Genomic DNA, 19,467 nt, shown 5'->3' on the forward strand with positions numbered 1-19,467 from the left:
AGTGCAGTGCCCAGACGGGCGCTGAAGTAAATCTGCAGGGAGCATCACTGATTTACTGATTGGGTAGAGCGATCTATCAAGGACGTGCTGCATGTCTTTGTTCAAGCGTTCAGTCACAGAGGGGTTGGGAACGTTTTGGCTGGTGTTGGGCGGTTGCGGGAGTGCGGTGTTGGCCGCCGCTTTTCCCGCCGTCGGGATCGGGTTGCTGGGTGTGGCCCTGGCGTTCGGGCTCACGGTGCTGACCATGGCGGTGGCCATCGGGCATATCAGCGGTTGTCACCTCAACCCGGCGGTATCGGTGGGGCTGGTAGTGGGCGGGAGGTTTCCGGCCAGGGAGTTACCGGCGTACATCGTGGCCCAAGTCATCGGCGGGGTGGTCGCCGCCGCATTGTTGTACTTCATCGCCAGTGGCAGGCCGGGCTTTGAACTGGCCGGCGGACTGGCCTCCAACGGCTATGGCGAGCATTCGCCGGGCGGCTATTCAATGGCAGCGGGGTTTGTCTGCGAGCTGGTGATGACAGCGATGTTCGTGCTGATCATCCTCGGCGCCACCGACCACCGTGCCCCGAAGGGCCTCGCGCCCATCGCCATTGGCCTGGCCCTCACCTTGATCCACCTGATCTCCATCCCCGTGACCAACACCTCGGTCAACCCGGCCCGCAGTACCGGCCCGGCCTTGATCGTCGGCGGGTGGGCGATCCAGCAGTTGTGGATGTTCTGGCTCGCGCCGATCCTGGGTGCGGTGGCGGGCGGTGTTGTCTATCGATGGCTGGGCAAGGAGGAGCCGGCCTGAGGCAAAGGGTCAGCCCTGCCGGTAAGGCAGGGCTGCCCTCGCCTCTTCGGCATACGCCACAATCCCCACCCGTTCGCGCTCGAGGAAATCCTCGACGGCATTCTTCAACCCGGGATGGCGCAGGTAGTGCCATGACCGGGTGATCACCGGTTCAAACCCGCGAATCAATTTGTGCTCGCCCTGGGCGCCGGCGTCGAAGCGTTGCAGGCCGTGGGCGATGGCGTAATCCATGCCCTGGTAGAAGCAGGTTTCGAAATGCAGCCGGTCAAACTCCGCCAGGCAACCCCAGTAGCGGCCGTAGAAGCTGTCGCCACCGATCAGGCTGAAGGCCATGGCCACTGGGCGTGTGCCTTGCTTGGCCAGCACCACACGGATCGCCTCGGGCATGCGTTCGGCGAGCAGGCTGAAAAATTCGCGGGTCAGGTAGGGTGTCTGGCGGCGGACCGCGTAGGTATTGGCGTAGCAGGCGTAGACAAAATCCCATTGCGCCTCGCTCAACTCGTGGCCTTGCAACCACTGGAAGTCGATGCCCTGCCCCGCCACTTGTTCGCGCTCCTTGCGCATCTGTTTGCGCTTGCGGGAACTGAGGGCATCGAGAAAATCCTGGAAGTCACGGTAACCACGGTTCTGCCAGTGAAACTGACAACCCAGGCGCTGCAACCAACCCGGTTGTTGGGCTAACGCCTCATCGGCCAAGCCGTCGGTGAAGTTGATATGGGCACTGGAGAGCCCTTCGATTTCCAGGTAGCCCGGCAGGCTCTTCAGCAGTTCGAAACCATCGTCGACGCTGGCCGCCAACAAGCGGGGGCCGCTGACCGGGCTGAATGGTACGGCCGTCAGCAGCTTGGGGTAGTAATCAATGCCCGCACGCTCGCAGGCATCGGCCCAACCATGGTCGAACACGTACTCGCCATAGGAATGCCATTTGCGATAACTGGGCAATGCCGCCACCAGGCGGTCGCCTTCCCAGTGCAACAAATGTTCCGGTTGCCAGCCCGATTGAGGGCCCAGGCTGGCACTGTCTTCCAGCGCGCTGAGGAAGGCGTGCCGCACAAAGGGCTGGGCGTCCGGCACCAGTGCGTCCCAGGCCTGCGGAGCGATTTCGGACAGGTTGTCCAGGCGTTGCAGCGGCATCGGCATCCTCACTACGTCATGGCATGAAAGCCTGGCGAGTATCGCTTATCGCAGGTCCGGGCACACCCCCAAATCGCCCGACAAGGCTCTAAATCAATAGTTCCATTCTTAAATAATTTGTCATCTACATGACATCACTTCGCCACTGCGCCGTCATAAACGATCGTGATACTGACGCCTGTTTTTAGAGCGCCTGGTTCTATCAGGTGGTTACTTTTCCGTCCGTCATCGGTCGGTTGTGTCCTGGATGGTTTGCCATCCCTCCTCACTTTCGGAGATTGATATGCGTCTTGCTTCCACTAAAACTGCAGCGGCCCTGTGCGGGGGCCTGTTACTGGCCCTGAGCGTTCCGGCCAGCGCTGCAGTCGACGCTAAATTGCTCGACATGCTCAAGGCCAACGGCCAGATCACCGCTTCGCAGTACACCGAACTGCAAAACGAGTTGGCCAAAGACCAGAAAGAACAGCAGATCGCACGGCAAGCTCAACAAGAGACCAACGAACAGATCGCGGCCACCGCGAAGAAAACCAACGAGCTGAGCAGCTTCGACCAGAAGCTGGCCTGGGCCGCCAAGACCCAGTTCAAGGGTGATGTGCGCATGCGCCACGAGACCATCAAGGTCGAAGGCGAAAATGGTGTCACCCGCGCCGGCGTCACCGGTCGTGACAAGGACCGCGAACGGATCCGCGCGCGCCTCGGCGCCTACACCGAAATCAACCCGCAGGTAGACACCGGTATTCGTATCGCCACCGGCGGCGGCAGCGATGCGCGCTCCACCAACCAGGACCTGGACGGCTACTTCGATAAAAAATCGATCTGGCTGGACCTCGGCTATATCGACTACCACCCCGACCAGATCAAAAACCTGCACATCATTGGCGGCAAAATGCTGCAGCCCTGGGTCAACATGGGCGATGTGATCTGGGATAGCGACATCAACCCGGAAGGCCTGGCACTCACCTACAAGTACCCACTGGGCGGCAGCGCCGAGCTGTTCGGCAGCCTGGGTAACTACAACCTCAAGGACAACGTGGACGGTGACGGCGTGCAGTACCGCCATGACCTGCGCCTGACCACCGGCCAGTTGGGGACCCGCTTCTCGGTGACCGACAACCTGAAAATGACCCTGGGCGGCAGCGTCTACGCCTACCAGAACGATGAAGACAGCCGTGCCTCAGGCACCAGTACCCCGAACGTGCTGGCAACCAACGGTAACACCCCCAACGGCGAGTTCCGCCTGTATGAAGGCTTCGGTCAAGTCGATATCGGCGGCCTGGCGGTCCCCCTGTCGTTCTACGGTCAGTACGTGAAAAACAACGACGCAATCGACGATGCGGACACGGCCTGGTTGCTGGGTGCCAAGTCCAAGGTGTTCGGTTTCAACCTGGACTACAACTATCGCGACGTGCAGAAAAACGCCGTGGTGGGTGCCTTCACCGATTCGGACTTCGGCGGCGGCTTCACGGGTTCCCGTGGTCACAAGTTCAAAGTCGGCTATGACATCGACAAGAACTTCGCCGTCGGCGCGACCTACTTCCTGACCAAGACCGACACCTACAGCCGCACGCTGGTGGACGGTAGCGCCAAAGCCAACACCTTCCAGCTGGATGCAGAAGCCAAGTTCTAAAGATAAGTGTTCAAGACCTCGGGCCAGGACGGCCCGAGGTGGCTGTACCAGACTTGCGTGGGTGGATCGGTCCCCATCATCCGTCCGATCGCCCCACGCGAGCCTGCTTATTCCCCGTCTTTCTGATCCTTGAGCCGCTCGGCAGCCAGCCGCTGCGCCAAGGCATCCACATCCTTCACCGGTTCCTGCGGCAGCATCCGCAACGTCGCCTGCAGCAGGCGCATCTGGCGGATAAACCGTCGGCAGTTGGGGCAGAACATCAAGTGATGACGCACCAGCAGACGTTCGCGAAAGGTCAATTGCCCATCGAGATAGTCACTGGAACGTGCCACTTGTTCTTTACAGGTCAACATTCGCCCGTTTCCTCAAAATGCTCCACCGTGGCGAAGACTTTAAGCCGTGCTCGATGCAACAGCACGCGGACATTGGAGAGTGAGAGCGTCAGAAGATTACAGATCTCCTCCAGCTCCAACCCCTGGCGTTCACGCAGCACCAGCACGCTGCTTTGCAGTTCGGACAAACTCAGCAACGTGTGCTCCAGGCACTTGCGCAGTTCATCCTCGGTCAGCAAGGCTTCCGGGGTGTCCTGGTGCCAGGCATACGGGGCGACGGCCCAGTGGCCATCATCGGGGGAGAATCGATCATCGCCGATGGTGCCGTGGGGCGAAGGCAAGTCGTCGAGCAGCACTTCCCGGCGATTCTGCTTGTAGCGCCCCTTGGCGGCGTTGGCGGTGATGGTCAGCAGCCAGGTCTTGAGGCTGGAGCGCCCTTCGAATTTGGCCAGGTTGCGCACCACCGACAGCCAGGCGTCCTGCACCACTTCGTCGGCATGGCGCTGGCCGGCGATGGCATACGCCACCGCCCGCATCGCGCTTTGGTACGTGGTGACCAATTCCTTGTAGGCCCGTTGCTCGCCCTTGAGCAGTCGTTCAAGCAGGTGCGCGTCGTCCGCTGCTGCCATTCAAGACCTCGATTGTCTTAACGCTTGCGCAGGATCACGCTACCGATCGAATAGCCTGCGCCAAACGAACTGAGGACCGCGACGGCGCCCTTGGGCAGATCGTCCTGGTAGGTGTGGAATGCAATCACCGAACCCGCCGAGCTGGTGTTGGCGTAAGTATCGAGGATCACCGGTGCTTCTTCCACCGTGGCTTCGCGGCCCAGCAGTTTCTTCACGATCAGGTGGTTCATGCTCAGGTTGGCCTGGTGCAGCCAGAAGCGCTTCACATCGGCCACGTTCAACTGGTTCTCGGCCAGGTGCACACCGATCAGCTCGGCGACCATCGGGCACACGTCGCGGAAGACTTTGCGGCCTTCCTGCACGAACAGCTTGTCGGGCGCACCGATGCCCTCTTCCGCCGCGCGGTTGAGAAAGCCGAAGTTGTTGCGGATGTTATTGGAGAACTTGGTCAGCAGCTTGGTGCTCACCACGTCGAACTGATGCTCGGACGTTGCCAGGTCGGCGCGCTCGAGGACCACCGCCGTGGCGGCGTCGCCGAAGATAAAGTGGCTGTCGCGGTCACGGAAGTTCAAGTGGCCGGTGCAGACTTCCGGGTTGACCATCAGGATCGCCCGGGCCTGGCCCAGCTGGATGCTGTTGGCGGCGTTCTGGATGCCGAAGGTCGCCGAGGAGCACGCCACGTTCATGTCGAAACCGAAGCCTGCGATGCCCAGGGCTTCCTGGACTTCGATGGCGATGGCCGGGTAGGCACGTTGCAGGTTGGAACAGGCGACGATCACACCATCGATGTCGGCGGCAGTCTTGCCGGCGCGCTGCAGGGCCTGCTCGGCGGCACCGATGGCCATCTGGCAAAGCACCGACCACTCGTCATTGCTGCGTTCGGGCAGGCGCGGCGCCATGCGCTGCGGGTCAAGGATGCCGTCCTTGTCCATCACGAAGCGGCTCTTGATGCCCGAGGCTTTTTCGATGAACGCAGCGCTCGACTCCGTCAGCGCCTGGACTTCACCGCGCTCGATGGCAGCGGCGTTGTCCGAGTTGAACTGGTGCACGTACGCATTGAAAGACTGCACCAGTTCTTCGTTGCTGATGCTGTTGGCAGGGGTGTAAAGGCCAGTGCCGCTGATGACGACGTTATGCACGATCGTTCCTCTAAATCTGTCAGGCAGATGATATTGGTACCGACGTACCAAACCGTAAGTAGTTCTATTCCGCCCAGCGGACATCAAACTGGCATCGCTTTATTCCATCGCGCCGTGGCTACACACCAGCCCATCACGACGATCCCGGCATTTATAACCGCGAAGTTTGCCACAAACCCTGGGGTTTGGCGCCATATGCCGGATAAACACCCCGATCAAAACGCCATCAAGTTTCAATGTGGGAGGGGGCTTGCCCTGATAGCGGTGTACCAGACACAGGTTCTGCCACTGACACATCGCTATCGGGGGCAAGCCCCCTCCCACATTTGGACCTGTCTGGTCTGGATAACCGAGAAAGGGATCAGGCCTCGACCAGGCTCCACTGCTTGCTCAAGCGCTTGTCGGAAATCGGCACCTTGGTCCCCAACTGCTGTGCAAACAACGACACCCGGTATTCCTCCAACCACCAGCGATAAAGCTCCAGTTGCGGGTCGCGCTTGCCTTCCTGGGTGTGCTTGTTCAAGCGGTTCTGGTACTGCGCCCACAGGCCGCCCAGTTCGCTGCTCCACACACGATCCTTTTGCACCTGGCTAGGCAGTTTCTCCAGGCGCAATTCGATGGCCTTGAGAAAACGCGGCAATTCCTTGAACCACTGCGCCGGGGTTTCGCGCACAAAGCCGGGATACACCAGGCTGCTCAATTGCTGCTTGATGTCGTTCAGGGCCACGGCCTGGGCCAGGTCGATCTTGCCCTTGAAGCGCTTTTGCAGGCCATGCCAGAGCTTCAGCACTTCCAGGGTCAGGCGCGCCAGGCGTTCGGCGTGTTCGGTCCAACTGCCACGCTTGCGTTCAGCCAGCGCCGCCAACCCAGCACCGTCACGGGGCAAACTGGCTTCGCCTTCCAGCACACAGGTGTCGAGGCTGGCCAGCAGGATGTCTTCCACCAGGGCGTCGATACGCCCCAGTTCGCGGTACATCAGGCCCAGTTCAGTGAGGCCGGGCAATTTGCCGCGCAGGAATTTGGCCGGTTCCGCCAATTGCTGCATCAACAGGCGCTGCAACGCCCGGCGGTGCTGGAACTCAGCCTCGGCGGCGGTGGAAAAACGGCCCTCTTTCACGGTGCCGTTTTCTTCCACCAGCGCCGGATAGACCGTCATCGACAGCCCGGCGATCTTCTGCTGGGTTTTCTCGGCCACCGCCGCGAACACCTTGGCCTCCACCGGCTGCTGGCTTTTCGCGGTGTGCGGCACGGCCAGCGCGGCCTGGCTGGCTTCGGCAAACCGCGCAGTCAACTCGGCCAGGTCGCGGCCTTCGCCGAGGAACTTGCCCTGGCCGTCGACCACTTCCAGGTTCATCTTCAGATGGTTTTCCACCTGCTGCGCCGCTTCGGCCCAGGCCTCATCGCTGACCCGCGCCCCGGTCATGCGCAGCAATTCGCGCCCCAATGCCTGGGGCAGCGAACCCTGGCCAAACTCGATGCGCTGCAGCGCCGCCTTGACGAAATCCGGCACCGGCACGAAGTTCTTGCGCAGGGCCTTGGGCAGGTTGCGCACCAGGGCGATGCACTTGGCTTCGATCAGCCCCGGCACCAGCCATTCCAGGCGCTCCGGCGGCAAGGCTGGCAGCAGCGGTGCCGGTACGCGCAGGGTCACGCCGTCGCGGGGGTGGTTGGGTTCAAAGTGGTAACTCAGGGCCAGTTCCAGGTCGCCCAGGTGCAGGGTGTCCGGGTAATGGGCGGCAGTGACTTCACTGGCCTCGCGGGCCAGCACGTCTTCCTCGCGCATGATCAGCAACTGCGGGTCTTTCTGGCTGTTGACCTTGTACCAGCTGTCAAAGGTGGCGGTCTGGTGGATCTCCGCCGGCAGCCGTGCGTCGTAGAACGCGTACAAGGTCTCTTCGTCGGCCAGGATATCGCGGCGGCGCGCCTTGGCTTCCAGTTCGTCGAGCTGCTCCAGCAGTTGCTGGTTGGCCGTGAGGCACTTGGCGCGGGACTGGATCTCGCCACGCACCAAGCCTTCGCGAATAAACAACTCCCGCGACACCACCGGGTCAATCGGCCCGTAATGCACCGGCCGACGCCCGACCACGATCAGCCCGAACAGGGTGATCTGCTCGAACGCCACCACCTGGCCGCGCTTCTTCTCCCAGTGGGGCTCGAAGTGGTTTTTCTTGATCAAGTGCCCGGCCAGCGGTTCAATCCAGTCGGCATCGATCTTCGCCACCATGCGCGCATACAGCTTGGTGGTTTCCACCAGTTCGGCGGTCATCAGCCATTGCGGGCGTTTCTTGCCGATACCCGAGGACGGGTGGATCCAGAAGCGTCGCTGACGGGCGCCGAGGTAATCGCCGTCTTCGGTCTTCTGGCCGATCTGGCTGAGCAGGCCGGACAGCACCGCCTTGTGCAGCTTGGGGAAATCCGCCGGTTCTTTGTTGACGGTCAACTGCATGTCGCGGCAGATCAGGCTCAACTGGCGATGGGAGTCGCGCCACTCGCGCAGACGCAGGTAGTTGAGGAAGTTCTTGCGACACCAGTTACGCAGCGGGCTGGCGGTGAGTGCCTGGCGCTGCTCTTCAAAGCCACGCCACAGATTGACCAGCCCGGCGAAGTCCGAGTCCGCATCTTTCCACTGTGCATGGGCCTGGTCGGCGGCCTGCTGGCGCTCCGGTGGGCGCTCGCGCGGGTCCTGGATCGACATGGCGCTGGCCACGATCAACACTTCCTGCAAGCTGCCGAGCTTGGCGGCTTCAAGCAGCATGCGGCCCATGCGCGGGTCCACCGGCAGGCGCGCCAACTGGCGACCCAATGGCGTGAGCTGGCTGTTGCGGTCGACGGCCGAGAGTTCCTGCAACAGGTTGAAACCGTCGCTGATGGCCTTGCCGTCCGGCGGTTCGATAAACGGGAAATCGGTGATTTCGCCCAGGCGCAGGTGCAGCATCTGCAGGATCACCGCCGCGAGGTTGGTGCGCAAAATCTCGGGATCGGTAAATTCCGGACGGCCGATAAAATCCTCTTCGCTGTACAAGCGAATGCAGATCCCCGGCTCCACCCGGCCGCAACGGCCTTTACGCTGGTTGGCACTGGCCTGGGAAATCGCCTCGATCGGCAGGCGTTGCACCTTGGCGCGGTAGCTGTAGCGGCTGATGCGTGCGGTGCCGCTGTCGATTACGTAACGAATGCCCGGCACGGTCAGCGAGGTTTCCGCGACGTTGGTCGCCAGTACCACGCGGCGCCCTGGATGGGACTGGAAAATGCGCTGCTGTTCGGCCGGCGACAGCCGCGCGTACAACGGCAGGATCTCGGTGTGCTTGAGCTGGGCCTTGCGCAGCATCTCGGCTGCATCGCGAATCTCGCGCTCGCCGGGCAAAAATACCAGCACGTCGCCAGGGCTGCGGCGTTCGCTGCGCTCATAGGCGGCGATTTCATCAAGGGTGGCGAGGATCGCCTGGTCGACGGTCAGGTCGTCTTCGACGCGGTTGCCCTCCTCGTCCTGTTCCAGGGTCAATGGGCGGTACCAGGTGTCCACGGGGAAGGTGCGGCCCGAGACCTCGACAATCGGTGCGTCGTCGAAGTGCTTGGAAAAACGCTCCAGGTCGATGGTCGCCGAAGTGATGATGACTTTCAGGTCGGGACGACGCGGCAGCAGGGTCTTGAGGTAACCCAGCAGGAAGTCGATGTTCAGGCTGCGTTCGTGGGCTTCGTCGACGATGATCGTGTCGTAGCGTTCCAGGTAACGGTCGTTCTGGGTCTCCGCCAACAGGATGCCGTCGGTCATCAGCTTGATCAGGGTGTTGGCATCGCTCTGGTCTTCGAAGCGCACCTGATAGCCGACCAACGCGCCCAGCGGCGTGGCCAACTCTTCGGCGACGCGGCTGGCGACGCTGCGCGCAGCGATCCGGCGTGGCTGGGTATGGCCGATCAGGCCATATTGGCCGCGGCCGATCTCCAGGCAGATCTTCGGCAACTGGGTGGTCTTGCCCGAGCCGGTCTCGCCGGCAATGATCAGCACCTGATGCTTTTGCAGCGCGTCCTTGATCTCATCGCGCTTGGCGGCGATCGGCAAACTGTCGTCGTAACGAATCACCGGCAGGCTGGCCCGCCGCGCCGTGACCTGGGAGCAAGACGCCTGCATGCGCGTGACCCACTGCGCCAGCTTCTCCTCGTCGGGCTTCTTGCGCAGCTCGAGCAACTGGCGCCGCAAGCGGTGGCGGTCGGCGAGCATGGCGTGGTCGAGGTTTTTCAGCAGTTGGTCGATAGCGGGCGCTTGGTCAGTCATCAGGTACGCAAAGGTCGTCTATTTATGCCGGGTGCGGATTGTCGCAGAAAAGCAGCTGCGAGCGGCAAGCTTCAAGCGGCAAGTCAGGGCGGATCTGCTTTTACTTGCCGCTTTGAGCTTATGGCTGCTCTTTTCTTTTATAAGGGAAGACATCGATCACCTTGCCTGCACGAATCGCCTCCTGCAGGCCTTTCCAATAATCAGCGTTATACAGCTCGCCGTGCAGTTCATCGAACAGCTTGCGCTGGCCGGCGTCGGCGAACAGGAACGGCGGGAACTCTTCCGGGAACACGTCCAGCGGGCCGATGGAGTACCAGGGCTCCGAGGCCATTTCATCCTCGGGCGTGCGCGGCGCGGGGATGTGGCGGAAGTTGGCTTCGGTGAGAAAGCAGATTTCGTCGTAGTCGTAGAACACCACGCGGCCGTGACGGGTGACGCCGAAGTTCTTCAGCAGCATGTCGCCGGGAAAGATGTTCGCTGCCGCCAGTTGCTTGATCGCCAGGCCGTAGTCTTCCAGGGCTTCGCGCACCTGGGCGGGGTTGGCGTTTTCCAGGTAGAGGTTGAGCGGGGTCATGCGCCGTTCGGTCCAGCAGTGGCGGATCAGTACCGTATCGCCTTCCACTTCGACGGTGCCGGCAGCGACGTCCAGCAGTTCAGCCAGGCACTCGGGCTCGAACTTGCCCAGGGGAAAGCGGAAGTCGGCAAACTCCTGGGTATCGGCCATGCGCCCGACGCGGTCGACGCTTTTGACCAGGCGGTACTTCTCGATCACCGTGGCGCGGTTGACGTTTTTCGACGGTGAAAAACGGTCCTTGATGATCTTGAACACGGTGTTGAAGCCCGGCAGGGTGAACACGCTCATGACCATGCCACGCACGCCAGGGGCCATGATGAATCGATCGTCGGTGGTCGCCAGGTGGTTGATCAGCGCGCGGTAGAACTCCGACTTGCCGTGTTTATAGAAACCAATCGAGGTGTACAGCTCGGCAATGTGCTTGCCCGGCAGGATGCGCTTGAGAAAGCCGATGAATTCCGCCGGCACCGGCACGTCGACCATGAAGTAGGAGCGGGTGAACGAAAAGATGATCGACACCTCCGCCTCGTCGGTGATCAGCGCATCGATCTGGATGCCCTGGCCTTCGCGGTGCAGCAGCGGGATCACCAGGGGCCATTGTTCGTCGCGGGTGTAGATGCGCCCGACGAGGTAGGCGCCTTTGTTGCGGTAGAGCACCGAGGAAAACAGCTCGACCTTGAGGTCCGGGTCCTTGCACACCCAGTCCGGCAGGTTTTCCCGCAGTTGGGCTTCGAGGCGATGCAGGTCGGCTGCCAGGTCGGCGTAGGGCTCGCTGAAACGATAGTCGGCAAAAATCTGCGCGAGCATCTCGGGAATCTGGCCGGCGGGCGCGTAGGTACGGGTTTGTGCCGCCCGTGCCCGGCGCAGGCTCGGCCGCGTGGTGTGGATGAACATGCAGCCGTCGCTGATCAGGTCATGGCTGAACAGCCCGCAGAAGATCGAGTTGTACCAGGTCTCGGACAGCTCATCGTCAAAGCGCAGGTCGATCAGGCCGATATAGGCGCTTTTCACCAGGGGCCACAGGTCAATGTCGAGCAATGCGCTGCCCTCGAAGTTCGCACGCAGGCGCGCGCTGACTTCACCGACCTTGTCTTCGTACAGGTTGATCCGCGCCGCCGACGCCGCCTGCCCCTGTTGCCACTGGGCCTTTTCGAAACGCTCGCGGGCGCCATCGGTGATCTGGCGAAAGTGTTCGCGGTAATCGTCGAAGCCTTCGAGGATGGTGCGGGCGATAGCGAGGGCAGGCGTGGATGGCGACATGCGGGAAACCTCGAGCGGGCATCGGGAAGCCCTGAGCTTAGCCAGTGTACGCAGGCAGGAGAAGGGTCATTTTTTGCACTGACCTGTACAAGTCTGTTCATTTCGTACATTTATTTTCAATTTTTTTAATTCGACCATCCGGTCAATAAACGCACCTTATAGTCGATCCGCGTTTGATCCACAGGCCTTGAGCGCCGTGGCCTGGCAGGTAGAAGCCGGAAAACCGCCAACCAGAACGGCCGCGGGTCCTCCATAAGGCTTTGGATCCAACTAAGGGAAACCCCGATTACCACCTTGATGGCACTTTGATATATAGCGCGCCCTCTCCCACCCTAACAAGGTCCGAAGACCGATCCGGGAGCAGGTTCTAATCGCCCAAGGAGCATTGAGATGTCATTGAGGAACATGAGGATCGGTCTGCGTGCCAGTCTGAGTTTTGGGGTTTTGGCCAGCTTGCTGGTGATTGTGGGAATGTTTGGCCTGGGCCAGATGGCCAAGCTGCGGGAAAGTGCGCTGGTCATTGAGCAAACCTGGATGCCGAGCATCGAGAATATCCATGACAGCGCAGCCTTGGTGGCCACCATCCGCCTGGAGTCCCTGCGCCTGGTGAGCACCGACGAATCTCGCGTGCGTGACACCAGCAGAGGCCTGATCAGCCGCACCAGCAGCGAACTGCAAGCCCTGCTCGATCGTCATGAAACCTTGCTGAGCAATGACGAAGAGCGCGAACTGCTGAAAACCCTCAAGGGCAATGTCGCGACGTACCTGGCCATCGTCGGACAGATGGTTGCGTTGGTGGACAAGGATCAACAGCAAGACGCCCTCGACCTGCTCGTCAGCCGCCTCGCCCCCCAGGGCACGATCCTGAGCCAGAGCCTGGAAAACCTGATCGTCTTTAACCAGAACGGCGTCGAAGCGGCGGCCGATTCGGCCGCACAGATGTATTCGAGCGCACAGTGGATTGTCGGCCTGATTATCGCAGTCGCATTGATCGCCACCTTGCTGCTGGCCTGGCTGCTGACCCGCAGTATCACCGCGCCGATCGGCCAGGCCCTGAACGTGGCGCGCACCATCGCCGCCGGCGACTTGAGCCAGCCGATCGTGGTGCGCGGCCATGACGAACCCGCGCAATTGCTGAGCGCCCTGGCGACCATGCAAGCGCAGCTGCAGACCACCATCCGAGGCATCAGCGAATCGGCGCAGCAACTGGCTTCCGCCGCGGAAGAAATGAGCGCGGTGATGGAACAAAGCACGCGCGGCCTGCAGGCGCAGAACGATGAAATCGAGCAGGCGGCCACCGCCGTGACCGAGATGAGCACGGCGGTGGACGAGGTCGCGGGTAATGCGGTGTCCAGCGCCGAGGCGTCCCAGGCTTCCGATGAGGACAGCAAGCACGGCCACTACCAGATCAGCGAAACCATCAGCTCGATCCAGAACCTGGTGGACGAAGTGCTCGGCGCCTCGAACAAGGCCGAAGGCCTGGCGCTGCAAGCCCAGGACATCAGCAAGGTGCTGGAAGTGATCCGTGGCATTGCCGGGCAAACCAACCTGCTGGCGCTCAACGCCGCGATTGAAGCGGCGCGTGCCGGTGAAGCCGGGCGTGGGTTCGCGGTCGTCGCCGACGAGGTGCGTTCGCTGGCACAGCGCACCCAGGACTCCACCGAAGAAATCGAACAGATGATCACCGGTATCCAGCAAGGCACCCAGGCCACCGTCGAGGCGCTGAACAGCAGCGCCGAGCATGCCGGCCAGACCTTGCAGCGAGCCAACAGCGCCGGCAGCGCCCTGGAAAAAATCACCGCCGCCATCTCGCAGATCAGCCAGCGCAACCTGGTGATCGCCAGCGCCGCCGAGCAACAGGCGCTGGTAGCGCGCGATGTGGACCGCAGCCTGGTGAACATCCGCGACCTGTCCACCCAGACCGCCGCCGGCGCCACCCAGACCTCGGCCGCCAGCCAGGAACTGTCGCGGCTGGCGGTGGACCTGAATGGGCTGGTGACGCGGTTTGTCCTGTAATCAATGAAGGCGGCGTGCAACACTCGCGGCCTTATTGATGTAGGAGTGTTCCGTGAGGCCCGTTGACACCCTTTACCTGCTGGGGCTCGCCGCCATCTGGGGCGCGAGCTTTCTGTTCATGCGCATTATCGCGCCGGAAATCGGCACGGTGCCGACCGCATTTTTCCGCGTATCGATTGCCGCCGCCGGGCTATTGGTGATCCTGGCGATGGCGCGGGTGAACTGGGATTTCCAGGGCAAGTTCAAGACAGTCCTGTTGCTGGGGGTGATCAACTCGGGGATCCCGGCGACCATGTATTCGGTGGCCGCCCAGGTGCTGCCGGCGGGTTACTCGGCGATCTTCAATGCCACCACGCCGTTGATGGGCGTGTTGATTGGCGGGCTGTTTTTCAGCGAACGCCTCACCCCGTCGAAAATCGCCGGGGTGTGCCTGGGTCTGTTCGGTGTAGGCGTGCTGACCCGTGCAGGACCGGTGGCGTTTGACCTGGAATTATTGATGGGCGCACTGGCTTGCCTGTTGGCCACCACCTGTTATGGCTTTGCCGGGTTCCTCGCCAGGCGCTGGCTGGACCAGCGCGGCGGCCTGGACAGTCGTCTCGCGGCCCTGGGCAGCATGCTGGGCGCGACGCTGTTTCTGCTGCCGTTGTTTGCCTACAGCGCGATCAGCCATCCGCCGGCGAGTTGGGGTGGGTGGCAAGTGTGGCTGTCGTTGCTGGGGTTGGGGCTGGTGTGTACGGCGTTTGCGTACGTGTTGTACTTCCGGCTGCTCACCGCGATTGGGCCGGTGAGGTCGATGACCACCACCTTCCTGATCCCGCCGTTCGGCGTGTTGTGGGGGGCGTTGTTGCTCGACGAGCCGTTATCGATGGCGCATTTATATGGCGGCGTGTTGATTGCCGGGGCGTTGTGGCTGGTATTGCGGCCTCGAAAACCGTAGGCGCCGGCTGGCCGGCACCTACGGGGGGCATCAGTTTTTGCGGAACACGAAGACCAGCCCAATGATGATCAAGCCCATCCCCAACAGGCTCAGCATCGCGAGCCGATTGCCGAAGATCAGGTAATCCATCACCGCCGTCACCGCCGGCACCAGGTAGAACAGGCTGGTGACGTTCACCAGGTTGCCCCGGGCGATCAGGCGGTACAGCAACAGCGTTGCCAGCAACGACACCACCAGGCCCATCCACAGCACCGGCAGGTAAAAGCCGGCGTTGTGTTCAACATGGAACGGCTGGAACGGCACGAACACCGAACACAACAGCAGCCCCGCCAGGTACTGCACCGGCAGGGTACCAAGGGGGTTGTCGGTGATGCGCTTTTGCATGATCGAGCCGAAGGTCATGCTTGCCAGGGCCAGCAGCCCGAACAGCATCCCGGCCAGGGACATGCCCGCCAGCCCGATGCCTTGGTAGACCACCATGATCAGCCCGGCCAAGCCCAGACTCAGGCCGAACATCCGGCGCCAGGATCGCTGGCGCTCCATCAGCACCACGGTGAGGATCGGCTGCACCCCCATGATGGTCGCCATGACGCCGGGGGTGACGCTGAGGTCCAGGGCCAGCAGATAGAAAATCTGATAGGCCCCCAGCAACACCAACCCGGTTGCCGCCGCGTACAACAGGGGCTTGCCGGGACGCGGCAGTTTCAGCGTGAGGATCGGCACCAGCACCACCAAGCCTGCAAGGGCGACGGCAAAGCGGATCAGCAGGAAGGCGAAGGGTGACGCATGGGCCAGGCCCAGCTTGGAGAAGATCGCCCCGCTGCTCCACAGCAGGACAAACAGGCTCGTCGAGGCCGCCGCGGCCACGGAGTGTTTCGAAAGAACGGACATGGTTACCACCTGTAATCAGGCAAAAAAAGCCGATTCAGCCGCAGAGGCTGAAATTCAGTAGTTTTTTTCAGGCAGGCAGAGCGGGCACAGCAACGTGCCGATCAGCCCGAAATGCCAACACCCGGCGGTGATACGACTGCGTACACCGGCGTGCTACTGACAGGTGGGGGGTAGTGACTGATCTGCGCAGGCTGCTTGTTCGCGCACGGCACGCGCACAGCGTTGACCGCTGAATCGACTACCGCTATGCGCAGGGAAGCTGGCATGTGCTGATCTTTTTGACGGGATAAGGACGCAAGGACTATAACCAGCCGATGACATGTTTTGCAATCACTTGCCCAAGCCCTTTTGCGGGGAGGCGTTTTCACGTTTCGGGGCGCGGGCCGTCGCTATAATGCCGACCGGTTTTTTCCAAGGATTCCCCCATGCTCGCACTGCCCTGGCTGTACCTGGCGCTTCTTTCCATCGGCTATGTGCTGGCCTTGGCCTACGGGCAATTGGGCGTACTGGCGCTGGTGTCCGTCGCCCTGCTGTTGATCGCCGGCTATGCCGTACGCCAGCAGCGCACGCCGTGGGCGCGTTACCTGGGTCACGGGCTGTTTGTCGTGTTGGCGCTAGGCCTGGCGATGCATTGGCTGCCGGGGTTCTATAACGGTCGCGGCATTGCCCCGCAGCGCTTCACCCCCGATGCCGTGCCGTTCTCGATGTACCTGAACCTGGACAAGCCGTTGATTGGCTTCTGGTTGCTGCTGGCCTGCCCGTGGATTGTGGCGCGGCGTTCGTTGCGCCTGTCGATCTGCGTCACCGCGTTGTTACTGACCCTTACCGCCATCGTTGCGCTGGGTGGCGCAACCCTGCTGGGCGTGATCAGTTGGGCGCCGAAATGGCCGGACCAGGCCTGGCTGTGGGTACTCAACAACCTGTTGCTGGTGACCCTGGTGGAAGAAGCCCTGTTCCGTGGCTACATTCAAGGCGGCTTGAGCCGGCGCTTCAGACAGTTGCCCTACGGCGAAAACCTCGCACTGCTGCTGGCATCGCTGCTGTTCGGCCTGGTGCACGTGGGTGCAGGGTGGCAATGGGTGCTGCTGGCGGGCATCGCCGGGGTCGGTTATGGCCTGGCGTATCGGTTTGGCGGGCTGGGTGCGGCGATTGCCACGCACGTTGGCTTGAATCTGCTTCACTTCGGGTTGTTTACCTATCCGATGCTGGCAGGCTGATGACTGCCTTCGGCGCTGCCCGGGTACTTTTACGACATTGGTAACACCTCGTAACCAGCCGAACGGTCAGTAGTCGGCTCCGCGCCCTTTGGGCAGAATCCCCCTTCGTTACCGACCCACTCCGCACAACCCGGTCCCTACGCGCTGACACGCCTGGCACTGCGTTGAAGGCAGCTGTGCACCCGCGTTTCAGACCCAGCTTTTACTCACCCTCCATACAAGAAGCCATCCCCATGCCTCTCAAGACACTGTCTATCTTCGGCACGCGCCCGGAAGCCATCAAAATGGCGCCGATGGTGATCAATCTCGCCAATGACGACCGTTTCCACTCGAGAGTGTGTGTCACGGCGCAGCACCGAGAGATGCTGGACCAAGTGCTTGAGCTGTTTGGATTGGTACCTGACTACGACTTGAACATCATGAAGCCGGATCAGAACCTGACGGATGTGACGACGGCAATCATCCAGGGGCTGCAAGCTGTCCTGGAAGACTTCAAACCCGATGTGATCCTCGTCCACGGGGATACGGCGACCACTTTTGCAGCCAGTCTGGCGGCCTATTACCAACAGATACCCGTTGCCCATATCGAAGCCGGGCTGCGTACCCACAACCTCTATTCCCCCTGGCCCGAGGAGGGCAACCGACGCCTGACCGGCAGCCTTGCCTCGATGCATTTCGCCCCCACCCAAACCTCGCGGCAGAACCTGATCAATGAGGGGGTGGCCGCCGAATGCATTCATGTCACGGGCAATACAGTGATCGATGCACTGCTCAGCGTTGTAGAGAAACTTCACGCCCCGACATCCCCTCTGCGCGGCCGCCTTGACCGGCAATTTGCCTTTCTGCCCCAAGACCAGCGGATGATCCTGGTGACAGGCCATCGCCGGGAAAACTTTGGTGACGGTCTTGAACGTATCTGCCAGGCCCTGGCTGAAACCGCCGCGCGTTTCCCGGCGGTGACCTTTGTCTACGCCGTGCACCTGAATCCCAATGTGCAGGAACCCGTGCGACGGCGACTGGCGAGCATCAGCAATGTACATCTGATCGAGCCGCTGGATTACCTGCCGTTTGTCTACCTGATGACCCGGGCGTACCTGATTCTCACGGATTCGGGCGGTATCCAGGAGGAAGCACCTGCACTGGGCAAGCCGGTGCTGGTGATGCGTGACACGACTGAACGCCCCGAGGCAGTCGATGCCGGGACGGCGCGGCTGGTGGGCACGGAGATCGCAAGCATTACCCACCACCTCAGGGAGCTGCTCAGCGATGACGCGGCCTACCGGGAGATGAGTAATGCCCACAACCCCTACGGTGACGGCAGAGCGTGCACACGCATTCGCGAAGTTCTGATCACAACCTGGCGAAAAAACGAGGCCGCGGCATGAGCGTGCCGACGCTCTGCGTCCTGGGCCTGGGTTATATCGGCTTGCCCACCGCCGCGCTGTTTGCCTCGCCGCAACGAACAGTCATTGGCGTCGATATAAACCCGCATGTCGTGGACCTCATCAATCTCGGCCAAGTGCATATCATAGAGCCCGACCTGGACCGGTTGGTCCGCTCGGCGGTCAGCCACGGCTACCTGCGGGCGACAACCCGGCCGGAGCCGGCGGATGCCTTCCTGATCGCCGTGCCCACCCCATTCCTGGAAAACCGCGAGCCAGACCTGAGCTATATAGAAGCGGCCTGCCGTGCCATCGCCCCGGTGCTGAAAAAGCACGACCTCGTGATCCTGGAGTCGACTTCTCCGGTCGGTACCACCGAACTGCTGGTGAAATGGCTGGCCAGTGTGCGTCCGGACCTGACCTTTCCCACCACCCATCAGCAAGCCAGTGACATCCGCATCGCCCACTGCCCCGAACGGGTACTGCCAGGGCATGTCTTGAGGGAATTGGTCAGCAATGACCGCATCATCGGGGGCATGACCGATGCCTGCTCAGCCGCAGCAGTACGGCTTTACCAGCAGTTTGTCGAAGGCCAGTGCATTGTCACTGACACACGCACCGCGGAAATGTGCAAGCTGACCGAAAACAGTTTCCGCGACGTCAATATCGCCTTCGCCAACGAACTCTCGATGATCTGCGCACAGTTGAAGATCGACCCATGGGAGCTGATCCGCCTGGCCAACCATCATCCGCGTGTGAATATCCTGCAGCCCGGGCCTGGCGTCGGTGGGCACTGTATAGCGGTGGACCCGTGGTTCATCGTCAGTAAAACACCGGACCTGGCGCTGTTGATCCGCACCGCACGCCTGGTCAACGACAGCAAACCCCAGTGGGTCATCCAGCAAGTCAAGGTGGCGGTGGCCAACCTTTTGTTCAAGCACCCCGGGCTGCGCGCGCACAACGTGCGAATTGCCTGCTATGGCCTGGCGTTCAAGGCAGACATCGACGACCTGCGTGAAAGCCCGGCACTTGGCATTGCCCGCCAGTTGGCCAACGAACTGGGGATAACGCTGCTGCTGGTCGAGCCCAATATCGATGCACTGCCCGACGACCTGACTGGCCATTCCCTGACCGACGTGGCCTGTGCCTGGGACAGCGCCCATATCCATGTGTTGCTGGTCGGGCATCGCGAATTCAGATCCATGTCAGCGCGACATAGCAACGGCGTGGTGATTGATGCTGCCGGCGTACTGGCGAACTGAC

Annotated in this window: 14 protein-coding genes; 7 read left to right on the forward strand and 7 right to left on the reverse strand. The window is 61.6% G+C overall.

From position 1 onward, the window contains the following. The first annotated feature begins 91 nt into the window (after positions 1 to 91). Positions 92 to 793 carry an aquaporin Z gene (gene aqpZ, locus J1N02_RS05470; protein WP_092355304.1) on the forward strand — a complete coding sequence of 234 codons (702 nt, stop codon included), beginning with the start codon at positions 92 to 94 and terminating at the stop codon, positions 791 to 793. 9 nt (positions 794 to 802) lie between these two features. Here aqpZ and J1N02_RS05475 read toward each other — a convergent pair whose 3' ends face one another. Next, positions 803 to 1,927 (reverse strand): GNAT family N-acetyltransferase, encoded by a 1,125-nt coding sequence (locus tag J1N02_RS05475; RefSeq protein WP_092355484.1) that lies wholly within the window; start codon positions 1,925 to 1,927, stop codon positions 803 to 805. Positions 1,928 to 2,210: 283 nt separating this feature from the next. Between J1N02_RS05475 and J1N02_RS05480 the strand changes: the two genes are divergently transcribed. Further along, the gene (locus J1N02_RS05480) at positions 2,211 to 3,554 is read left to right on the forward strand and encodes a putative porin (RefSeq protein ID WP_027603753.1); all 1,344 of its coding nucleotides are present in this window, start codon (positions 2,211 to 2,213) and stop codon (positions 3,552 to 3,554) included. A gap of 107 nt (positions 3,555 to 3,661) precedes the next feature. On the opposite strand, the gene J1N02_RS05485 is transcribed toward J1N02_RS05480, so the two are convergent. The 5 genes from J1N02_RS05485 to aceK form a co-directional block, all read right to left on the reverse strand. Next, positions 3,662 to 3,907: an anti-sigma factor family protein gene (locus J1N02_RS05485; RefSeq protein WP_169897989.1), complete on the reverse strand. Its 246-nt coding sequence runs from the start codon at positions 3,905 to 3,907 to the stop codon at positions 3,662 to 3,664. Further along, positions 3,901 to 4,515, reverse strand: coding sequence for an RNA polymerase sigma factor (locus tag J1N02_RS05490; RefSeq protein ID WP_027603751.1), 615 nt, complete (start codon positions 4,513 to 4,515; stop codon positions 3,901 to 3,903). Before J1N02_RS05490 ends, J1N02_RS05485 begins: the two co-directional genes overlap by 7 nt. Positions 4,516 to 4,532: 17 nt before the next feature. Then, positions 4,533 to 5,654: a beta-ketoacyl-ACP synthase III gene (locus J1N02_RS05495; protein ID WP_027603750.1), complete on the reverse strand. Its 1,122-nt coding sequence runs from the start codon at positions 5,652 to 5,654 to the stop codon at positions 4,533 to 4,535. A gap of 361 nt (positions 5,655 to 6,015) precedes the next feature. After that, positions 6,016 to 9,927, reverse strand: a complete 3,912-nt coding sequence (gene hrpA, locus J1N02_RS05500) for an ATP-dependent RNA helicase HrpA (RefSeq protein ID WP_027603749.1) — start codon at positions 9,925 to 9,927, stop codon at positions 6,016 to 6,018. A 118-nt stretch (positions 9,928 to 10,045) separates the two neighbouring features. Then, positions 10,046 to 11,761 carry a bifunctional isocitrate dehydrogenase kinase/phosphatase gene (gene aceK / locus J1N02_RS05505; RefSeq protein WP_146476737.1) on the reverse strand — a complete coding sequence of 572 codons (1,716 nt, stop codon included), beginning with the start codon at positions 11,759 to 11,761 and terminating at the stop codon, positions 10,046 to 10,048. A 405-nt stretch (positions 11,762 to 12,166) separates the two neighbouring features. Here aceK and J1N02_RS05510 point away from each other — a divergent pair, with 405 nt between their 5' ends. Together J1N02_RS05510 and J1N02_RS05515 are read left to right on the forward strand one after the other, a co-directional pair. Next, complete coding sequence (locus J1N02_RS05510) at positions 12,167 to 13,777, forward strand: methyl-accepting chemotaxis protein (protein WP_371914486.1); 1,611 nt, start codon at positions 12,167 to 12,169, stop codon at positions 13,775 to 13,777. A gap of 52 nt (positions 13,778 to 13,829) precedes the next feature. Beyond that, complete coding sequence (locus J1N02_RS05515; RefSeq protein WP_027603746.1) at positions 13,830 to 14,714, forward strand: DMT family transporter; 885 nt, start codon at positions 13,830 to 13,832, stop codon at positions 14,712 to 14,714. A 30-nt stretch (positions 14,715 to 14,744) separates the two neighbouring features. Here the strand turns inward: J1N02_RS05515 and J1N02_RS05520 are convergent, their stop codons facing one another. After that, positions 14,745 to 15,605, reverse strand: coding sequence for a DMT family transporter (locus J1N02_RS05520; RefSeq protein ID WP_027603745.1), 861 nt, complete (start codon positions 15,603 to 15,605; stop codon positions 14,745 to 14,747). A 425-nt stretch (positions 15,606 to 16,030) separates the two neighbouring features. On the opposite strand from J1N02_RS05520, the gene J1N02_RS05525 reads away from it, so the two are divergent. From J1N02_RS05525 to wecC, 3 genes are all read left to right on the forward strand, one after another. Further along, positions 16,031 to 16,822: a CPBP family intramembrane glutamic endopeptidase gene (locus tag J1N02_RS05525; protein WP_421147212.1), complete on the forward strand. Its 792-nt coding sequence runs from the start codon at positions 16,031 to 16,033 to the stop codon at positions 16,820 to 16,822. Positions 16,823 to 17,055: 233 nt separating this feature from the next. Further along, positions 17,056 to 18,207, forward strand: a complete 1,152-nt coding sequence (wecB, locus tag J1N02_RS05530; RefSeq protein WP_027603743.1) for a non-hydrolyzing UDP-N-acetylglucosamine 2-epimerase — start codon at positions 17,056 to 17,058, stop codon at positions 18,205 to 18,207. Then, the gene (wecC, locus tag J1N02_RS05535; protein WP_027603742.1) at positions 18,204 to 19,466 is read left to right on the forward strand and encodes a UDP-N-acetyl-D-mannosamine dehydrogenase; all 1,263 of its coding nucleotides are present in this window, start codon (positions 18,204 to 18,206) and stop codon (positions 19,464 to 19,466) included. The genes wecB and wecC overlap by 4 nt, the downstream gene beginning before the upstream one ends. Position 19,467: the final 1 nt, after the last annotated feature.

Origin of the sequence: Pseudomonas sp. NFX5, from assembly GCF_049132125.1 — a bacterium.
In the GTDB taxonomy this organism is placed as follows: domain Bacteria; phylum Pseudomonadota; class Gammaproteobacteria; order Pseudomonadales; family Pseudomonadaceae; genus Aquipseudomonas; species Aquipseudomonas marginalis.

Excerpts from the sequence above, each read along its gene's own strand:
- aceK (WP_146476737.1), bottom strand. The coding sequence starts at position 11,761 with ATGTCGCCATCCACGCCTGCCCTCGCTATCGCCCGCACCATCCTCGAA.
- wecB (WP_027603743.1), top strand. The coding sequence starts at position 17,056 with ATGCCTCTCAAGACACTGTCTATCTTCGGCACGCGCCCGGAAGCCATC.
- J1N02_RS05510 (WP_371914486.1), top strand. The coding sequence starts at position 12,167 with ATGAGGATCGGTCTGCGTGCCAGTCTGAGTTTTGGGGTTTTGGCCAGC.
- J1N02_RS05520 (WP_027603745.1), bottom strand. The coding sequence starts at position 15,605 with ATGTCCGTTCTTTCGAAACACTCCGTGGCCGCGGCGGCCTCGACGAGC.
- J1N02_RS05475 (WP_092355484.1), bottom strand. The coding sequence starts at position 1,927 with ATGCCGCTGCAACGCCTGGACAACCTGTCCGAAATCGCTCCGCAGGCC.
- J1N02_RS05490 (WP_027603751.1), bottom strand. The coding sequence starts at position 4,515 with ATGGCAGCAGCGGACGACGCGCACCTGCTTGAACGACTGCTCAAGGGC.
- wecC (WP_027603742.1), top strand. The coding sequence starts at position 18,204 with ATGAGCGTGCCGACGCTCTGCGTCCTGGGCCTGGGTTATATCGGCTTG.
- hrpA (WP_027603749.1), bottom strand. The coding sequence starts at position 9,927 with ATGACTGACCAAGCGCCCGCTATCGACCAACTGCTGAAAAACCTCGAC.
- aqpZ (WP_092355304.1), top strand. The coding sequence starts at position 92 with ATGTCTTTGTTCAAGCGTTCAGTCACAGAGGGGTTGGGAACGTTTTGG.
- J1N02_RS05525 (WP_421147212.1), top strand. The coding sequence starts at position 16,031 with ATGCTCGCACTGCCCTGGCTGTACCTGGCGCTTCTTTCCATCGGCTAT.
- J1N02_RS05480 (WP_027603753.1), top strand. The coding sequence starts at position 2,211 with ATGCGTCTTGCTTCCACTAAAACTGCAGCGGCCCTGTGCGGGGGCCTG.
- J1N02_RS05485 (WP_169897989.1), bottom strand. The coding sequence starts at position 3,907 with ATGTTGACCTGTAAAGAACAAGTGGCACGTTCCAGTGACTATCTCGAT.